Raw genomic sequence first — 17,040 nt, 5'->3', positions numbered from 1 at the left:
ACGCGTCACAGCGAAATCTCCGTTCCGGCACCGCGCTCCAGCGCCCGCCGGTAGACCGTCGCCCCCGCGGCCGCGTCGAGCGTCGCGGAACCGACGCTGTCGACGACGATCACCTCGTCCGGGGATCGACGCTCGTAGCCGTCGGCGACCAGTTCGCCGAGCGCCACGAGGTCCTCGGCGCCGAGGCTGGTGGCGAGGACGTCACCCGTTTCGGCGACCTCGGACGGGACGTCGGCGAACACCGCACCGGCGCTCTCGAGAACGGCTGGCTCGACCTCCTGCATCTCGGCGGTGAACGCGCCGACGGCGACGACGAGCGCGCCCGGCTCGAGCGCGTCGGCCGGGAACACCGGTGCGGTGGCGGTCGTCGCGGTCACGACCACGTCGGCTCCGTCGACGGCGGCCGCCGGGGTGTCGACCGCTCGAGCCGGAATCCCCTCGTCGCTCAGATCGGCGGCGCAGGCGTCCCGGGACGCACTCGGCGAGTAGATTCGCACGTCCTCGAGCGAGGCGACCGTCTCGATGGCCCGGGTCTGCCAGCGCGCCTGCGCGCCCGCGCCGACGACGCCGAGCGTGATTGCATCGAGGGCGAGTTCGCGGACTGCAAGCGCGCCGAGACAGCCCGTTCTGGCGTTCGTGATGGTCGTCCCGCCCATAAATGCCTCGGGAACACCGGTCCGGGCGTCCGTGAGGACGATCTGTGCGTGAATCGTCGGTAGCCCCCGGTCTGCGTTTCCCTCGTGGACCCCGACGAGTTTCGTCGCGTACTGGTCGTCGCCGTGGACGTAGGCGGGCATCGCGATCGCGGTTCCCAGCGGTTCGTCCCCCTCGAGCCCCGAGCCGACGGGGAAGTGCGGTCTGTCGGGCCGTTCGACGTCACCCGCGGCCTGTTTGACGAGCGCGTCCCCGACCACGTCGACGAGGTCGGCGAGGTCGAGCGTCTCCTCGACCGCTGCTTCGGAGAGGACGAGTACCATGGGCGGCCATCGCCGTCTTCGGACTTAGCTTTTGGTTACGGGCCATCCGAATCGGCGGGTGCCTCGAGTCGGCGAACGATTATGCTCCCCGGGGCCGATGGAGGGGCATGGACGTAGTCGTCGTCGGTGGGGGCATCGTCGGCCTCTCGTCGGCACACTATCTGGCCGAGCGTGGCGCCTCCGTGACGCTCTACGAGCGCGGATCGCTCGGCGCCGGGAGTACCGCCCGTGCGGCCGGCGGGATTCGGTCGCAGTTCTCGACGGCGGTCAACGTCGAACTCTCGCTCGCCAGCAAGCGCGTCTGGAATGCGTTCGAGGAAACCTTCGGCGTCGACATCGGGCTTCGAAAGAACGGCTACCTGTTTCTCGCCCGCACCGAGCCTACGGCCGACGAGTTCCGCAAGAACGTTCGCATGCAACGGCGTCTCGGGGCGGAGAGCGAGTATCTTTCGCCGGCGGCGGCGACCGACCACTGCCCCGGTCTGGACCCAGACCCGTTCGTCGGCGCGACGTTCAATCCCGACGACGGCGTGGCGGATCCGAACCTCGCCGTACAGGGCTATGCGGCGGCGGCCCGGGAACTGGGCGTCGAGATACGAACGGGGACGGCCGTCACGGACGTTCGCCTGGATGACGGCCGAGTCGTGGGTGTCGACGTAGAGGGACCCGATGGCCGCGAACGTCACGAGACGGACTACGTGATCAACGCCGCCGGGGCGTGGGCGGGCGAACTCGCCGAACTGGCGGACGTCGAGTTGCCCATCTCGCCGCGACGGCGACAGGTCGCGGTCGTCGATCCGACGCCGCCGATGCCGGAATCGATCCCGCTGACCATCGATCTGGAGACGGGGTCGTACTTTCGCCCCGAACGCGAGGGAATCGCCCTCGTCGGGGGCCACTTCCCCGAGGACGACGACCCGGGGATGGACCCGAGCCACTTCGACGAGGGGATGGACCTCGAGTGGGCGGCCCGCGCCGTCGAGTACGCGGCCGACTACGCCGAGTACTTCGGCCCGGAAACCCGCATCAGGCGGGGCTGGGCGGGACTGTACGCGGTGACGCCGGATCACCACCCGATCCTCGAGGAGACGATTCCCGGTTTCGTGACCGCCGCGGGCTTCTCGGGACACGGATTCCAGCACGCCCCGGCGACTGGGCAGGTCGTCGCGGAGATCGTGCTCGATGGCGAACCCACTCTCGTCGACGTCTCGACGCTCGATAGCGGCCGGTTCGACCGTGGTGAGGCGCTCGCCGAACGGAACGTCGCCTGAGGTCGCTGAACTCGGTGCCCCCTCGATAGTCCGAAACCGATAGAATCGTCATGCGGCGTCTCGTTCTCGAGTTCCGAATATCGCGGATCCGAACGGTCGAGCGCTCGACCGCTCGAGCGCCCCTCAGGACTGGATCTTCTCGACGATGTCTTTCGCCTGCTCTCTCGCTTTCTCCTCGCCGACCGACTTCTTGATCAGGACGCTCTGAACCTCCCAGTCATCGTCGCCTTCCGTGTTGCCGGTTCTGACCTCCGCGCCCTCCGAGACCGACTCCGCCGGGTTCTGCGCCCAGTCGGGGGTACGAATCTCGTCGAACTGGTCGGGGTCGCGAAACCGGACGTGGATGTAGTCGTCTTCGGTCTCGACGGTTTCGATGTCGGGTACGTCTGCCATGCGAGAAAGGACGCCGTGGAGGGACAAAAACGGCGAGCCAGCAGGTTCACGCTGGCTGGTCGATTCCTCGAGCGGGTAGTGGGTCGATCCACTCGAGGTGAGTAGCCCACCGAGGGTCCCGTGGGATGCGTTCCACAGGCGGCTCAGACGACGTCGCTGGAGTCGTCGAATCGATTCGTGAACACCCGGGCGAGCCCGTCGAAGTACCCGGTCCCCCAGAGACCGACGAGGACGGCGCCGACAGCGTTGAACAGGAGGTCGAGCGCGATGTCGTCCGTCCCGTACTGGGTGAGGACCGCGTCGCCGCCGACGAGACTGGCGAGGCCGCCCGCCGCGAACTCGAGGATCTCCCAGGCGACGCCGAAGGCGAGGACGAAGATCACGAGAAACACGAATCGAAACTCGGTGGGGAAGTCCACGTCGCTTTCGGTGCGCTCGAGCGCGTCGACGACGGCGTATCCCAGGCCGGCGACGAGCGTCGCCGAGAGGGTGTGCGTGAACTGGTCGAACCACCCGAACGCCGTATACAGACCGATCGCACCGACCGTGTGGAGGAACGCGGCAGCGGCGATCCAGAGCGCGAGTCCCGCCCCCATCTCGTGGCCGGACGTTCGACGGACGAGGGCCGGGGCGAAGGTGAGCGCGAGCGGGAGCGCGGCGTTGACGAACAGCGCCGGGTCGACGGTGACGACCGCGTAGCCGACGAGGAGCGCGAGCCCGCCCTGGAGCAGTCTAACACCCTGCCAGCACTGCCGCTTGGGAAGCCCGAGGACGGTATCGCTGTCGGTCGTCTCTGGCTCGCTCGAGGAGCGGTGATCCCCTCTCTCGTCGCGATTTCCCTCACCGTCCTGCTCCTGCGTCAGATCACCGTACCCCGCGTCGTCACGCTTGAAGAAGTAGAGGACGAAGAGCACGCCGGCGAGTCCACCGAAGGCGGTCGCGTAGACGATGTCCCACATCACGTCGACGACCCCCGTGAGATGGGCCGTCCCGAGCAGGGCGTCACTGGTCCACTGGAGAACGACCCAGCACCCGGCGACGGCCATCGTCACGAGGACGACGAACGAGACGGCGAACCGCGACGTCATTTCGACCGAAGTGTACGCATCGAGTTCCACGGCGATGAGCAGTGCGATCGTGGCGACCGTGAGAAATCCTGCGATGGGAACCGACGCGACCAGACCCACGACCAGCGGTGCCGCCGCGAGCGCCAGCACCTCCCACGGAAGCATCACGAGCGGGTCCCACCGACGCAGGGTCGGGACGAGCGCGAGAACGGCGGTCGTCGTCGCGAGAGCGGCCCAGACGTACGTCCCTGCTCGAGCGCTCACGATTGCCGTGACGACGATCGCGGCAACGATCGACCATGCGAGCGCAGCGTTCGCTCGCTCGCTCTCGACGATAGCCGCGAGCACGTTCATGGGTGATATACGTACTCAACCTCCCTCAATTGACCACCTGATATGTGCCCGTGAACGTGCTGTCGAACCGCCTCTACTCGAGCATCGATACGAGAAGTGCAGCGAGGCGTCCCCGGTACCTTGCGCCGGAGTCACGTGTCGGACTCGCGGGCACCGATGGCCTGGGCGACGTGACTGAGCGTGACCAGTCCGAGTCCCCCAACGAGGTTCCCGGCCGTCGAAACGATCGTTATCAATGTCAGGGTGGCGACGCCGATGTCCGCTCCGAACCGCATTCCGAAGAGCACGTGCAGGACGGTGACGACGACGTGATCGAACGGTCCGAGGGCCAACAGGGCCCCGACGATATAGGCGACGGCGATGCGACCGCCGTCGCTATCGACGGACACGAGGAGGTGAGAGAGCAACGCCACGAGAACACCGCCCGCTATGGCGTCCGCGAACATTCCCGCGCCCTTCCGGTGAGCGAGTTCTTCGGCGGTCGTACTCATCGCCGCTCCCGACCCGGGGGGCAGCGCGCCGTCGACCGACATGACGAGGACGAAGAGCGTACCACCGACGAGATTGAACACGAGGGTGAGCGACCACAGGCGAAGCAGCGGTCCGACGAGCCACGAATCTGATCGTTCGACGGCCGCCGCGACCGGATCGAAGAAGTTCTCGCTGAACAGTTCCGCGCGACCGACAACCAGTAACACGACGCCCACGCCGAACGCGAGCGCGCCTACGACTCTCGCCACGTCGCCGAACTGTGGCTCGATCGCCGCGTGTACGATGCCGAGCGCTACGATACCGAAGACGATCGTGAACCCGGCGATGAACCCCGTCGCGGCGAGTTCGAGCAACGGCTGCTCGAGACGTCGTCTCCCTTCCTCGGCCGCCCGATGAAAGATCTCCGAAGGGTCCGGAACGCCGGACATATTTCGATAACCGTTCGATTCTGTGCGGGAAAAAAGGAGGGCTTGCCCGTCCGAGGGGAAAATCACGTGAAACTCGTCTCGAGTCAGCCGGTCCGTTCGGTGGCGGAAGGCGACCCCGATCGTCCAGCCTCTACGATCGGGAGTAGTCCCTCTGATATGACAATTTGGCCTCTCTACGGCTCGAGGACGATCTGGTGGTTGGCGTCGACGGTAACGAGCCAGCCGCCGTACTCGAAGGAGAGCGCCCAGGACCGTCGTGCTGACCCCGACCGGGGTTGGGCCACGAGTCCGTTCAGTGCGTCTGGATCGATCGCATCAAAGAGCGGCGGGAGCGAGAGCGGATCGCGGCCGTCGGCAGCGGCGACGGCGTCGATGATCGCCTGTGCGGGCGTTTCCTCCGGATCGAACGTGTAGGCGAGCGGGGCCTCGGCGGTCGATTTCAGGTGATCCGGACTGACAGCGGATCCCGGCGTTTCGACGGCGCCCGTCGTCGCCGACTCCGTTTCCAGACCTCCTCGACCGCTCGTGTCGGACCTCGAGTTTCCGTCCTCAGTTCCTGGCCGTATCATCAGCACTACACAGACGACGCCAACGGAAGAAGGGCCGTTTTGACGACGAAACAGGCTTATATAGGGGATGGTCTCGACACAGCTGTCGCGACAGTCACGGCTGCGACGACAATCGCAGCGACGACGATTACGGCGACGATTTCCTGGAGGCCTCGAGACGAGGCGGTTCAGCTAGCACAGCCAGCGATATCGCTACGCCGGCTGGTTCGGTTCGGGCTTCGAGGCGTCGTCTTCCGGGTGCGTGGGATGGGTCCCGTTGAGCGCGGTCAGGACGAGTTCCCGGTAGGCACGGCGGAAGCGCTCGGAGAGCGCCTGGTGGGAGATGCCGAGTTCGTCGGCGAGTTCCTCCATCGACGTCTCGCGCGGGATAGTGAAGTAGCCCTGTTCGAACGCCGTGAGCAGCGTTTCGTACTGTTTCTCGGTGAGGCGGTCCGTCGTCGATGGGGCCTCTCGCAGCTCGGTCAGTCGCTTGAGCGTCGAGTTCGCTTCGCTCTCCTCGAGTCGATCGTAGAGTCGACTCGCGTCGTCGTGGTCGATGAACCGGACGCGGAGGTGCCAGCGGCCCTCGTTCGCGGACGCCGACAGGACCGTGCCGCGCTCCTCGAGGATGAGCTCGAACACGTCGAGCGCGTCGTCGCCCATGGTCACGTCGTAGAGGAGTTGTCCGTCGGCCTTGTCGGCCGCGATCAACGCCACGTCGTCGACCGTCGGGTCGTCCTCGAGGGCTGCCTCGAGTTCCGAGCGGTCGGCACCCTCGAACCAGAGGCCGCGATCCGCGGCCGCGATGACCTGCTCGACCGAACAGGTCAACTCCGGCAGGGTGTCGAAGGTCTCACCGAGGGCGACCGTCGACGCGTCGATCTCGAAGTCAGCGATTGTCGTCATGAGTACGTATCGGGTACTGCTACGAAAGGGATAACGACCATTCCAAAACATTTAGCTTCGGATTTCCTGACTGTAAGAAATAAAATCATTAGTAAAATGATTGGTGTTGCCGACAATGGAAAAAACGACGACACAGTGTGAATGGTGTATCAACTCGACCGACAATATTCGTCGCTGATCAAAGGCGAGTGGCGCCGTCGACGGCAGTCGAGTCCGGCGTTCTGGTCCATCGTCCCGTCGTCGCCATCGTTGTACGGTGCGCTTTCTGTTCGGTATCGTCACCCTACACGCCCTCACCGCGAGTAAATCGAACACACGGGCGCCACAACCGACTGGGCGCTTTATCCAGTCGGCAGTCACGATTCAGGCCGCATGACCAGCACACGACACACGGCACTCGAGTCGCTCGAGGGCACGAGCCGCTCGAACCAGGTCGCGGGTTCCGTTGGCGAGCGCGTCTTCGCGGTGAACGAGCACGGAGACGAGTCGGACGTCCCGGTGGCGGGCGTTCGCGTCACCCACCTCGCACCCGACGCGCCGGCCGTCGACGTCGCCGTCGACGGGGAGTCGGTCGTTTCGGGAATCGCTTTCGAGCGGACGACCCCATATTTCGTCGTCGAGCCGGGTACTCACGACGTCACGATTACGGCGACCGGCGACGAGGAGACCGTCCTCTACGACGAATCCATCGCGGTCGAAATGGCGTTCTACACGGTCGCCGTCCTCGACGCTCCGGAGGAAGCGGCCCGGGTCGAGTTGCTGTCCGACGCGGGATCGGCGCTACTCCGACTCGTTCACGCCGCCCCCGACGCACCGGCTGTCGACGTGCGCGACGCCGAGAGCGGACGGGCGGTATTTGGCGGCGTCGGGTTCGGCCGGGGGACGAACTACATCGCCCTCCCGTCGGGATCGTACACCCTCGAGGTGGCGCCCGCGGCGACCGGTGAGGAGACGTCGGCTGATGGAGAGACGCCGGGTACCGGCGGCGAGGACCGTACCGACCGAGGTGAAGACGCCGTCGCCACCGTCACCGTCGAACTCGAGGCGAACACCGCCTACACGGCGTTCGCGGAGGGCTTCCTCGAGCCCGGTACCGACACCGGCCGACCCGATCGTGCGTTCGCGGTGCAACTGACCGAGGACGGGCCGGCGGCGCTCGAGGAGTCGGACGCGGAACCAGAACAGGAACCGGATTCGGGAGAACGTGCGCCGGGTGACGACGATTCCGACGGTGGTGACGATGCCGACGAAGCCGGGATGGACGACACCGACGGAGACGAATCCAACGGAACCAACAGTATCGATGAAACCAATAGTACCGACGGAACCAACAGTACCAGCGAATCGGACTCCTGAACCCACACTCTCGACAGAAGAAGTCAGCCGACGTGACGCCACTCGGTCAGGGAGGCGCACGTCGCGCGTCCCTGTCCGTCGGCCGTGTCCACCGTCCGGCGCCGACGCCTAGACGTCGACGTATCGCTGTACCCACTTCTGGCGCCGCTCGAGGACGCGCCGTCCCTTGGGGGTGAGCGCGTAGTAGTTCGTCCGCCGGTCGAGCTGTCCCTTCTCGACCAGTTCGCGTTCGACGAGCGTATCGAGGTTCGGATAGAGCCGGCCGTGTGTCACCGGCTGATCGATGTACTCGTTGATGTCGTCGAGAATCTGCTGTCCCGACGGACGGTCCATCCCGGCGATGACGTACAACAAGTCGCGTTGGAAGCCTGTTAGTTGATCCATGGATCACCCTCTGAAAACGAACCTTCACCGATCTGTGGCTTTGTTATAGAGCGGGTACGTCAGTGGAACGGTCGGCGTAGCAACGGCGTAGCGACGAGGCCAGGACGGCCCGTTCGACCAACCTCGATTCGAGCCGGGGCGGAACCGGACGCTTTTGACCAAGACGCCCATACTGGCGGGTATGCCGGCTGATCCCCTCTCCTGGGAAACCGTCGAATCCGATGTAGCCTACTCCTGTCCGGGCTTCGACGTCGTTACTCAGACCGTACGGCTCCCCGACGGCAGCGAAACCGATTTCGATTACCTCTCCGAACCCGCGAGCGTCTGCATCCTTCCCCTGACCGACGACGGACAGGTCGTCTGCATCGAGGAGTGGCGCCAGGCCGTCTCCCGGATCTGCCGCGGGCTACCCGTCGGGACCACCGAACCCGACGACGACGACCTCGAGTCCGCGGCCCGTCGCGAACTCGCCGAGGAAACGGGCTACCGGGCCGAGACGCTCGAGGCGCTGGTCACCGTCGAGCCCGCGAACGGCCTCGCCGACTCGGTGATGCACTTCTTCGTGGCCCGGGGCTGTGAGCCGGCAAGCGAGCAGCAACTGGATCACGACGAGAGTATACGCGCGTCGCCGACGCCCTACGAGACGTTTCTCGAGTCCGTCCGCGAGGGGACGATTCGCGACGGACGAGCCGTGCTCGCGGTGGCCTATTACGAACTGTTGTCGCAATCGAAACGGTCGTCCGATTGACGACAGGCGGTCCCTGAGGCCGACCGTGCAGGTGGTCTCTGTAGCCGGACCGTGCAGGCAGTTCCTGCGTCGACGGTCGATCGGTACGCGATCGCCGACCGGACGCCGGAGGCAGGTGGGCTTTTGGCCCACCGCACACAACTGCTGGCTATGCGCATCGTCACCACCCTTCCCTCGGCGACCGAGATCGTCTGTGCCCTCGGTCTCGAGCCCGTCGGCGTCTCTCACGAGTGTGACTTTCCACCCGCCGTCCGGGACTGCCCGTCGGTGACGGCCTCGCGGATCGACGCCGACGCCTCGAGCGGTGCCATCGACGAACAGGTGCTCGAGGCCGTTTCGGGGACCGACGACGGCGCCGGGGACGGCGTCTACGACGTGGCCGTCGATACCCTGGACGCGCTCGATCCGGACCTCGTCGTCACCCAGGGGATGTGCGACGTCTGTGCGGTCGACGAGGTCGTCGTCGAACGCGCCCTCGAGGAAATCGCGGCCGACCCCGAGGTGCTGACGACGGATCCGCACTCGATCGCGGACGTGCTCGCGGACGTCGAACGCGTGGGCGAGGCGGCGGGCGTTCCGGAGCGCGCTCGAGACGCGGTCGCCGCCCTCGAGGAGCGCATCGACGCCGTTCGGACTCGAACGGCCGACCTCGCGCTAGATGAGCGTCCGCGAGTCGCTGTCTTCGACTGGACCGACCCCGTCATGATCGCGGGGCACTGGACGGCCGAACTCGTCGAGTGGGCCAGCGGCCGGTACGGCTTGGCCGACGTAGGCGAGCCCTCTCGGCCGCGAGCGTGGGACGAGATACGCGCCTACGACCCCGAAATCGCGGTCGTCGCCCCGTGCGGCTTCGACCTCGAGCAGACGGCTGCCAACCTCACGGATCTCACGGACAGGGAGGGGTGGGACGACCTGACCGCCGTCCGCGAGGGGTGCGTCTGGGCGCTCGACGGGAACCAGTACCTCAACCGGCCCGGCCCGAGGCTGGTGGACACGCTCGAGGCCCTCGCCCCGATCGTCCAACCCGACCGATTCCCGGATCCGCCGGACGAATCCGTCGCCGTCCCGCTCGAGGTCCTGGATCGAGGGCCCGAGGTCGACGCGTGAGCGCCGGAGGTGACGGCGACGGCGATGGAGATGGGGGCGGTGAAAGCGGTCGCGGAGGGCCGGGCGAGGATTCGTCCAGGACGGCGACGCTCGTCCTCCCCGGTTCGATCGAACGGGCGATCCTCGAGGCCGCTCGAGCGAGCGCTCCCGGGGAGTGCTGCGGCGTTCTCGGCGGCGAGTTCGACCCCGACGTGAGTCACGCTCGGTCGCACTACCCGGCCCGGAACGTCGCCGACGACCCGCGAACCCGGTATCGAATAGACCCTGAAGAACAGCTCGCTATTTTCGAGCGACTCGAGGCTCGTGGCGAAGACATCGTCGGATTCTACCACTCTCATCCGCACGGACCGCCAGGACCCAGCGCGACCGACGCCGAGGCGGCCGCCTGGCCCGATCGGTCGTACGTGATCGTCAGTTTCGAGGGCAATGGTGGCGACGACGATGCGGTCGTCAGGTCCTGGCGGTGGCGAGACGCGAGTGGCGAGGACGGCCAGTTCGAGCGTGAGCAGCTCGAGCACTCGGTCGGCTTTTGAAGATCATATCGCAAAAAATAATATGCTGTGAAGTTGTCGGATTCCGTCGATTCATTACTATTATTTCTATATCATTACTCGAGTGGTAGCGCACATTCGAGGAAGTGGCGAATGTGCCAAACCCGCCCGTGTCGTGGCTCTTTCGCTGGAATGTAGTCGACCGGAAAACGGACGGACGATCGTGACTTGCGGGTGAGACTCGTCCACGGGCGGACGGGGCATTCTCACACGACAATGCTCGAGACGTCGGTTCGTGGGGGTATAGGGCGTATGAGGCGTGGTCTCGCCGCCTCTCGCTACAGTCGGTGGAGCTCGAGGGAGTAGAATAGTATGGATTCTAGAACAAAGAGTAATGTACCAGATAAATTACTAAACCAGGCGAAGGTGGAGTCCGGCGCAGTCCGGAACTTCCCAGTCACCGTGTGAACGCGACGACCGCTGCCGTCACGCCGAGGGTGAGCACGCCGGCGGCGAACAGCAACGACGAGTAGCCGACGAACCCGGCAACCGTCGTGAAGACCACCGGCGCGAGAGTTTGTCCGAGGCGGATCACGCTGGTTCTCACGTTCATCACGCCAGCCCGGAATCCCGCGGGGGAGAGTTTGCTCAACTCCGTGTCGAGCAGTGGCATCGCCAGCCCCTCGCCTGCGCCGAAAAAGAGAATGGAGGCCCCCACGTACACCGGTGTGGGCGCGAGTCCGATGCCGACAAGTGCAATGCCGTAACAACAGAAGCCGGTGACGATCAGCGTCCGGGTCGAAAATGAGAGCGTCAGCCGTCCGCTCTGGGTCGCGATGGCCGCGTTGGTGATCGATGCGGCGGCCAGGAGCACGCCGATTTCGAACGGACGCAGGGCGAAGGCGTCGCTCAGCAAGAGCGGCAGGGAGGTGAGTAGGGCTCCGTACAGCAACACGATCGAACTGAAGACCGCGACGTACAGCACCATGGCCTCCCGGATCGGTAACGCCGAAACCGCTTCCCTGAGGTAGGAGAAACCCGTGGATTGCTGTTCGATCGCTTGGGTCTCGAGCGCGTAAAGGGCGAAGAATCCGACGCCGACGCCGACGAAGTAGACGAGAAACGGCGCGTACCAGGCCAGAATCGCCAGCGCGCCGCCGACTGTCGGGTACAGCGTCGCGCCGATCGAAAGCGCGCTCCGGTTGACCCCCATCAGCGTGTTGCGTTGCGTTCCCTCGTAGCGGTCGCCGACCAGCGTGACGGCGAGGCCGATCAGGGCGCTCGAGGTCGCGCCCTGGAGAAACCGGAGCACGAGCAAGGCGGTGAAGTCGTCGACGAAGGCGATCGAGCCGCCGGTCACGCCGAACCCGACGAGACAGGGGACGATGATCGCGCGGCGGCCGACTCTGTCGGCGAGGGCGCCGAACAGCGGGGCGAGGACGATGCCGGGAAGCGTGAATACCGTGATGATGAGTCCAGCCTGCGCGTCGGTGAGGTCGAACTGCGTCTGCAGGACGGGTAGGATCGGACTGATCAGCGACACGCCCATGACGCCAACGAGCGTGGTCGCCAGGATCACCTGGAACGTCGGCGACGCCCAGGGGATACTCCGGAGTCCCGACTGCTCGAGTGACGGCTCGCTCATTGGGTGTCTTACCTCTTTGGTGGTCACGTAAATAATGTTTCTGACGGGTGGTCGGCGCAATCGATCATCGGTCGGCTGCCTCGGGGTTCGACCGGCGTCGACGATGACGGTGGCGAACAGCCAGCCGCGTCGAGTTCTGGAACTGGCACGTACTGTGGTAACAGGTATCTTTATCCCCGGTTCGTCGAGAGTAGAAACCGAATACGAGCCATGGGTTCAAGAGGTATCCCTGCAGAGACAGACGTACTGATCGTCGGCGCCGGCCCGGGTGGCTACGTCGCCGCAATTCGTGCCGGTCAACTCGACCTCGATGTCACGCTCGTCGAGCGAGATGCATACGGCGGGACCTGCCTCAATTACGGCTGTATCCCCTCCAAGGCACTGATCGAGGCCAGCGGAACGGCGCACGAGGCTGCAAACGCGACCGAAATGGGCATCGACGCCGACCTGACCGTCGACCTCGAGCGAACGCAGGCGTGGAAGCGCGGCATCGTCGAGCAACTCACCGGCGGAGTCGAGAAGCTCTGTAAGGCCACCCAGGTCTCACTCGTGGACGGTCTCGCCCGGTTCGAAGACGAGCACCGCGCTCGCGTGATCACCGACGGCGGCGAACACGAGCTCGCGTTCGACCACGCGATCGTCGCGACCGGATCAAGACCAATCGAAATCCCGGGCTTTTCCTTCGACGACGAGCCGATCCTGAGTTCTCGAGACGCGCTCGCGCTCTCGGAACGTCCGGACTCGCTGGTCGTCGTCGGCGCCGGCTACATCGGGATGGAACTCGCGACCGTCTTCGCGAAGCTGGGTACGGACGTCCAGGTCGTCGAGATGTTGGACGACGTACTCCCCGGCTTCGAATCGGATCTCTCGCGGCCGGTAAAGCGTCGCGCGAAGGAACTGGGCATCTCGTTCGCCCTCGGCGAGGCGGCCAGCGACTGGCACGACGCGGGGGACGAGATCGAGGTTCGAACCGAAACCGAGGACGGGGACGGCTCGACGTACGCCGCGGACAGGGTGCTGGTCGCCGTCGGGCGAACCCCGGTCACCGATACGGTCGACCTCGAGGCCATCGGCCTGGAGACGACCGACCGGGGTTTCATCGAGACCGACGACCGCGCTCGAACCGACCTCGAGCACGTCTTCGCCGTCGGGGACGTCGCTGGCGAACCGTTGCTCGCACACGAGGCGAGCGCCGCGGGACAGGTCGCCGCCGAGGTCATCGCAGGCGAGCCCTCGCGACTCGATCACCGGGCGATTCCCGCCGCGGTGTTCACGGACCCGGAAATCGGGACGGTCGGGCTGACGGCAGAGGCGGCCGAAGAGAGCGGGTTCGAACCACAAGTCGGAACGTTCCCCTTCCGGGCTAGCGGCCGGGCACTGACGATGGGGCGGTCGGACGGGTTCGTCAGACTCGTCGCGGCCGCGGAGACCAGTCGCGTCCTCGGCGGGCAGATCGTCGGTCCCGAGGCCTCGGAACTGGTCGCCGAGATCGGACTGGCGATCGAGACCGGAACGACCCTCGAGGAGCTCGGGGGAACGATTCACGCCCACCCGACGCTCTCGGAGGCGGTCATGGAGGCTGCGGAAAACGGTCTGGGGCACGCCATCCACACGCTCAACCGGTAGTTCAGGGGGTGCGGTTGTTTTCGCGACGAGTCGAAAGATATGAGATTGGCAGTCACCAAGGGCCGCTCATGAGTACGGATTCGTCGTGTTGCAAGGTTGGCGCCGCCCTGGACAGATACGACCTCGACGGTACGTCCACCCGACACGAGACGTTCGACGACCTCCTCGTCGCTCGCTGGACCGGGACCGACCGCGGGACCGCGCAAGGGTACCGGCCGCTCACCGAGTGGTTCAACAAGCGGATACTGAAACGCGTCTACGACGATCACGGCCTCGAGACGGGGGGCTCTCGACTCGACCGGGAGTACGATGCGCTCACGGGAGACGACGAACTGTACGCGGAGGAAGTACGGGATTCGTTGCGAAGTGAGGGCGTGGCCGTCGACGAACTCCAGAAGTCGTTCGTCTCTTGGAGTACGATGCAACGTCACCTCAACGACTGCCTCGAAGCCGAGAAGGAGCGCCAGCGGGCGCGAACTGACTGGGAGCGAAACAGTGTCGACATCGCTCGCGAACAGCTGGAGTCGAAGATCGACGACGCGCTCCGATCACTGTCCTCGAAGGGGGAGATTCGACAGGGCGAACGCGCGGCCGTCTCGGTGTCGATCGAACTCGAGTGTCCAGAGTGTCCGATTCGCATTCCGCTGACCGAAGCGATCGATCGGGGATACGTCTGCCGAGAACACATGACCGACGATCCCCCGTCGGAATAAGACAAACGCCGTGAAATCCGACGACTCGCCGACCGAAGCGGCTTCGATACCGGCATTCGCCGACCACCGTTCATTGTGCCACACCATCGCCATTAAATACGAGTAGATAGAAACAGGGACTAATGACATGGACACTGGAGATCGAAAACATCGCGGGAATACGCTCGGGGGAGGCTGATATCAAACCGGGGGTCAACGCGGTTCGCGCCTCGAACTGGCAGGGAAAATCCAGTTTTATTCGGGCAATCAAGACGGCGATGGGTACCGATCGGCCGCTCACCGAGGGCGAATCCCGCGGGCGAGTTCAGTTACAGACCACGGAGGGGCCGGTTGACGTGCAACTCCGTCGACAGGGGCGATCGGTCAGCCTCGAGGGAACTCCGTACCTGACCGACGCGTACGCCCAGCGGTGTGCGGAACTCTACGCTTTTCTCGACGAAGATAACGCCGTCCGGAGAGCGGTCCGGAACGACGAAAACCTTGAGGCCGTCCTCACTGAACCACTCGACCTGGAGAACATCGACGAAAAGATCGGGAACCTGAAACACGAACGGGAGCAGGTCGAATCGGAACTCGAGCGGGCGACGAAAGCGGGAAACCGCGTTCCCTCCCTCGAGGGACAGATCGAGGACCTCGAGTCGGAACTCGACGCCCTTCGAGAGGAACGCGACGCCATCACCGAGGGCGACAGTGGGAACGACGACGTCGGCTCGTTACGCCAGGAACTTAGCGAGAGCCGGAGCGAAAAGGCGAAGGTCGACGACCTCATCGACCGAACCGAGAACGCGATCGAGCGCACGCGCGAGAAGCTGAGCGAGCGATACGAACAGCTCGAGTCGATCGAATCGGGCGAGGAGACCGACGTCGAAACCGAGATCGCGGAGGCGAGAGATGGGCTCTCGGAACTCGAGCGGGACAAGGAATTGCTCGAATCCCTCTACTCGGTCAACAGCCGCATCCTCAACGAGGATCGCGTCGAACTCGTGAGCGACGTCGACCACGGACTGATGGGCGACGAACACGCCTGCTGGGTTTGTGGCCAGGAGACGAACACCGAGGCTATCGAAACGCGGCTCGAGGCGATCCGTGACGAGATTGACTCCCTCGCGTCGACCGTTGCCGAGCGACGCGACCGCGTCGAGACGCTGCAGGAAAAACGCGACGAGCAAAAACGGATGCGACGGCGCGAACGGGACCTCCAGCAGGAGATCCAGCGACTCGAGGACACGCTCAACGACCGCGAGGACAGTCTCGAGAGTGCACGCGAGCGTCACGATATCCTGATCGAGCGCGTCGAGGAACTCGAATCCCGCGTCGACGAATCCGACGACCGACTCACGTCGCTCGAGAGCGAGATCAAGTACAAGGAGAGTGAACTCGCGGACCGCCGGGAAGAACTCGAGACGTGTCGAACCGAGGTGGACCGTCGAGACGCGCTCGAGGCGGAGCGAGACGAGTTGACGGCGGAGATTGAGTCGCTTCGCAACCGCAAGGATCGCATTCGGGCGGAGACCAGGGAGGCGTTCGACGAGTCGATCGCCGAGGTCGCGTCGATGTTCGACACGAGCTTCGAATCGGCGCACCTGACGGGTAACTTCGACCTCGTCGTGGCCCGCGACGGTCGCGAGGTGAGCCTCGACGCGCTCAGCGAGGGCGAACTCGAACTCGTCGGACTCGTCGCCGCGCTCGCCGGGTACGAAGCCTACGACGTCGACGAACTCGTCCCGGTCATGCTGCTCGACGGCCTCGGCGGACTCGCCGACGAGAACCTCCGGACGCTCGTCGACTACCTCGAGGAACGGACCACGTTCCTGGTGCTGACTGCCTACCCCGAGAACACGTCGTTCGGCGACTGGGAGATCGATCCGCAGGAGTGGTCCGTCGTTTCGAACCCCGTTACCGCTGCCTGAGCGTGAACGGCGAGGTCGATACTCGTTATTCCTGGTCTTCCTCCGCCGGCAGGACGACGCTTCCCTCGGAGAGGGCAGACTGGGTGACGATCGACGACTCGTATCGAACGATGCCGTCGATGTTGTGGAGAATGTCGTGGCTGAACGCCTGGAAGTCCGTGATGTCGCGGAAGCTCGAGTGGATGATGATGTTGTGACGACCCGAGAGGATCCAGATCTTGTAGACGTTCTTGTGATCTTCGAGCTGCTGGGCGATGCTATCGGTCTTGGTGGGGTCCGTCGTGATGCCGAACGCGACCGAGATGTAGCCCAGCTTCGTGGGATCGGTCAGCGCCGTAAAGCGCGTGATAACGCCTTCCTCTTCCAGCGCCTCGACGCGCTCGCGGACCTCAGATTCGGAGAGGCCGACCTCGGCCGCCAGGGCGTCGTACGGCATCCGACCGTCCTCGTGTAACCGCCGCAGGAGTTTTTCGTCGATTTCGTCGAGTGTAGTGGATTCCATACCCTATCCTACGAATAGTAGGGATATAAACGTCCTGTTATTTTCACACGGTCTCGTGCCTAACCGTCCGGCCCGATGACGATTCGGTCGATCGGTACCTCGAGATGGGTGGTCGACGTACG

General features: G+C 64.9%; 17 protein-coding genes. 8 read left to right on the top strand and 9 right to left on the bottom strand.

Annotated features, from left to right (window positions below; genetic code table 11):
* Positions 1 to 5: 5 nt before the first annotated feature.
* Positions 6 to 977, bottom strand: a complete 972-nt coding sequence (locus J1N60_RS02075) for an ornithine cyclodeaminase family protein (protein WP_312910297.1) — start codon at positions 975 to 977, stop codon at positions 6 to 8.
* A gap of 107 nt (positions 978 to 1,084) precedes the next feature.
* Between J1N60_RS02075 and J1N60_RS02070 the strand changes: the two genes are divergently transcribed.
* Entirely contained in the window at positions 1,085 to 2,248 is a 1,164-nt protein-coding gene (locus J1N60_RS02070; protein ID WP_312910296.1) for an NAD(P)/FAD-dependent oxidoreductase, read from the top strand.
* 123 nt (positions 2,249 to 2,371) lie between these two features.
* Here the strand turns inward: J1N60_RS02070 and J1N60_RS02065 are convergent, their stop codons facing one another.
* The 5 genes from J1N60_RS02065 to J1N60_RS02045 form a co-directional block, all read right to left on the bottom strand.
* On the bottom strand, positions 2,372 to 2,641 hold the full coding sequence (locus J1N60_RS02065) for a hypothetical protein (RefSeq protein ID WP_312910295.1): 270 nt from the start codon (positions 2,639 to 2,641) through the stop codon (positions 2,372 to 2,374).
* Between the two features lie 143 nt (positions 2,642 to 2,784).
* Complete coding sequence (locus J1N60_RS02060; protein WP_312910294.1) at positions 2,785 to 4,062, bottom strand: DUF2238 domain-containing protein; 1,278 nt, start codon at positions 4,060 to 4,062, stop codon at positions 2,785 to 2,787.
* A 131-nt stretch (positions 4,063 to 4,193) separates the two neighbouring features.
* Complete coding sequence (locus J1N60_RS02055; protein ID WP_312910293.1) at positions 4,194 to 4,982, bottom strand: formate/nitrite transporter family protein; 789 nt, start codon at positions 4,980 to 4,982, stop codon at positions 4,194 to 4,196.
* Positions 4,983 to 5,155: 173 nt separating this feature from the next.
* Positions 5,156 to 5,551: a HalOD1 output domain-containing protein gene (locus tag J1N60_RS02050; RefSeq protein WP_312910291.1), complete on the bottom strand. Its 396-nt coding sequence runs from the start codon at positions 5,549 to 5,551 to the stop codon at positions 5,156 to 5,158.
* A 192-nt stretch (positions 5,552 to 5,743) separates the two neighbouring features.
* Positions 5,744 to 6,436: a helix-turn-helix domain-containing protein gene (locus tag J1N60_RS02045; protein ID WP_312910290.1), complete on the bottom strand. Its 693-nt coding sequence runs from the start codon at positions 6,434 to 6,436 to the stop codon at positions 5,744 to 5,746.
* 372 nt (positions 6,437 to 6,808) lie between these two features.
* Between J1N60_RS02045 and J1N60_RS02040 the strand changes: the two genes are divergently transcribed.
* A complete protein-coding gene (locus J1N60_RS02040; protein WP_312910289.1) occupies positions 6,809 to 7,792 on the top strand; it encodes a DUF4397 domain-containing protein in 984 nt (327 codons plus the stop codon).
* Between the two features lie 108 nt (positions 7,793 to 7,900).
* Here the strand turns inward: J1N60_RS02040 and J1N60_RS02035 are convergent, their stop codons facing one another.
* Positions 7,901 to 8,176 carry a PadR family transcriptional regulator gene (locus J1N60_RS02035; protein WP_253430794.1) on the bottom strand — a complete coding sequence of 92 codons (276 nt, stop codon included), beginning with the start codon at positions 8,174 to 8,176 and terminating at the stop codon, positions 7,901 to 7,903.
* Positions 8,177 to 8,357: 181 nt separating this feature from the next.
* Here J1N60_RS02035 and J1N60_RS02030 point away from each other — a divergent pair, with 181 nt between their 5' ends.
* The 3 genes from J1N60_RS02030 to J1N60_RS02020 all read left to right on the top strand — a co-directional run bounded on the left by J1N60_RS02030 (position 8,358) and on the right by J1N60_RS02020 (position 10,564).
* Positions 8,358 to 8,924 carry an NUDIX hydrolase gene (locus J1N60_RS02030; protein ID WP_312910288.1) on the top strand — a complete coding sequence of 189 codons (567 nt, stop codon included), beginning with the start codon at positions 8,358 to 8,360 and terminating at the stop codon, positions 8,922 to 8,924.
* 150 nt (positions 8,925 to 9,074) lie between these two features.
* Positions 9,075 to 10,031: an ABC transporter substrate-binding protein gene (locus tag J1N60_RS02025; protein ID WP_312910286.1), complete on the top strand. Its 957-nt coding sequence runs from the start codon at positions 9,075 to 9,077 to the stop codon at positions 10,029 to 10,031.
* Positions 10,032 to 10,138: 107 nt separating this feature from the next.
* Positions 10,139 to 10,564, top strand: coding sequence for a desampylase (locus J1N60_RS02020; protein ID WP_312912638.1), 426 nt, complete (start codon positions 10,139 to 10,141; stop codon positions 10,562 to 10,564).
* A gap of 415 nt (positions 10,565 to 10,979) precedes the next feature.
* Here J1N60_RS02020 and J1N60_RS02015 read toward each other — a convergent pair whose 3' ends face one another.
* Positions 10,980 to 12,167 carry an MFS transporter gene (locus J1N60_RS02015; RefSeq protein WP_312910284.1) on the bottom strand — a complete coding sequence of 396 codons (1,188 nt, stop codon included), beginning with the start codon at positions 12,165 to 12,167 and terminating at the stop codon, positions 10,980 to 10,982.
* Positions 12,168 to 12,377: 210 nt separating this feature from the next.
* Between J1N60_RS02015 and lpdA the strand changes: the two genes are divergently transcribed.
* From lpdA to J1N60_RS02000, 3 genes are all read left to right on the top strand, one after another.
* Positions 12,378 to 13,793, top strand: a complete 1,416-nt coding sequence (lpdA, locus tag J1N60_RS02010; RefSeq protein ID WP_312910282.1) for a dihydrolipoyl dehydrogenase — start codon at positions 12,378 to 12,380, stop codon at positions 13,791 to 13,793.
* Positions 13,794 to 13,861: 68 nt separating this feature from the next.
* Positions 13,862 to 14,506: a rod-determining factor RdfA gene (gene rdfA, locus J1N60_RS02005; RefSeq protein ID WP_312910280.1), complete on the top strand. Its 645-nt coding sequence runs from the start codon at positions 13,862 to 13,864 to the stop codon at positions 14,504 to 14,506.
* Positions 14,507 to 14,628: 122 nt separating this feature from the next.
* A complete protein-coding gene (locus tag J1N60_RS02000) occupies positions 14,629 to 16,416 on the top strand; it encodes an archaea-specific SMC-related protein (RefSeq protein WP_312910278.1) in 1,788 nt (595 codons plus the stop codon).
* Between the two features lie 25 nt (positions 16,417 to 16,441).
* Here the strand turns inward: J1N60_RS02000 and J1N60_RS01995 are convergent, their stop codons facing one another.
* Complete coding sequence (locus tag J1N60_RS01995; protein ID WP_312910277.1) at positions 16,442 to 16,918, bottom strand: Lrp/AsnC family transcriptional regulator; 477 nt, start codon at positions 16,916 to 16,918, stop codon at positions 16,442 to 16,444.
* Positions 16,919 to 17,040 lie beyond the last annotated feature (122 nt).

This window comes from Natronosalvus caseinilyticus (assembly GCF_017357105.1).
In the GTDB taxonomy this organism is placed as follows: domain Archaea; phylum Halobacteriota; class Halobacteria; order Halobacteriales; family Natrialbaceae; genus Natronosalvus; species Natronosalvus caseinilyticus.
This window is presented reverse-complemented; position numbering and strand designations above follow the sequence as displayed.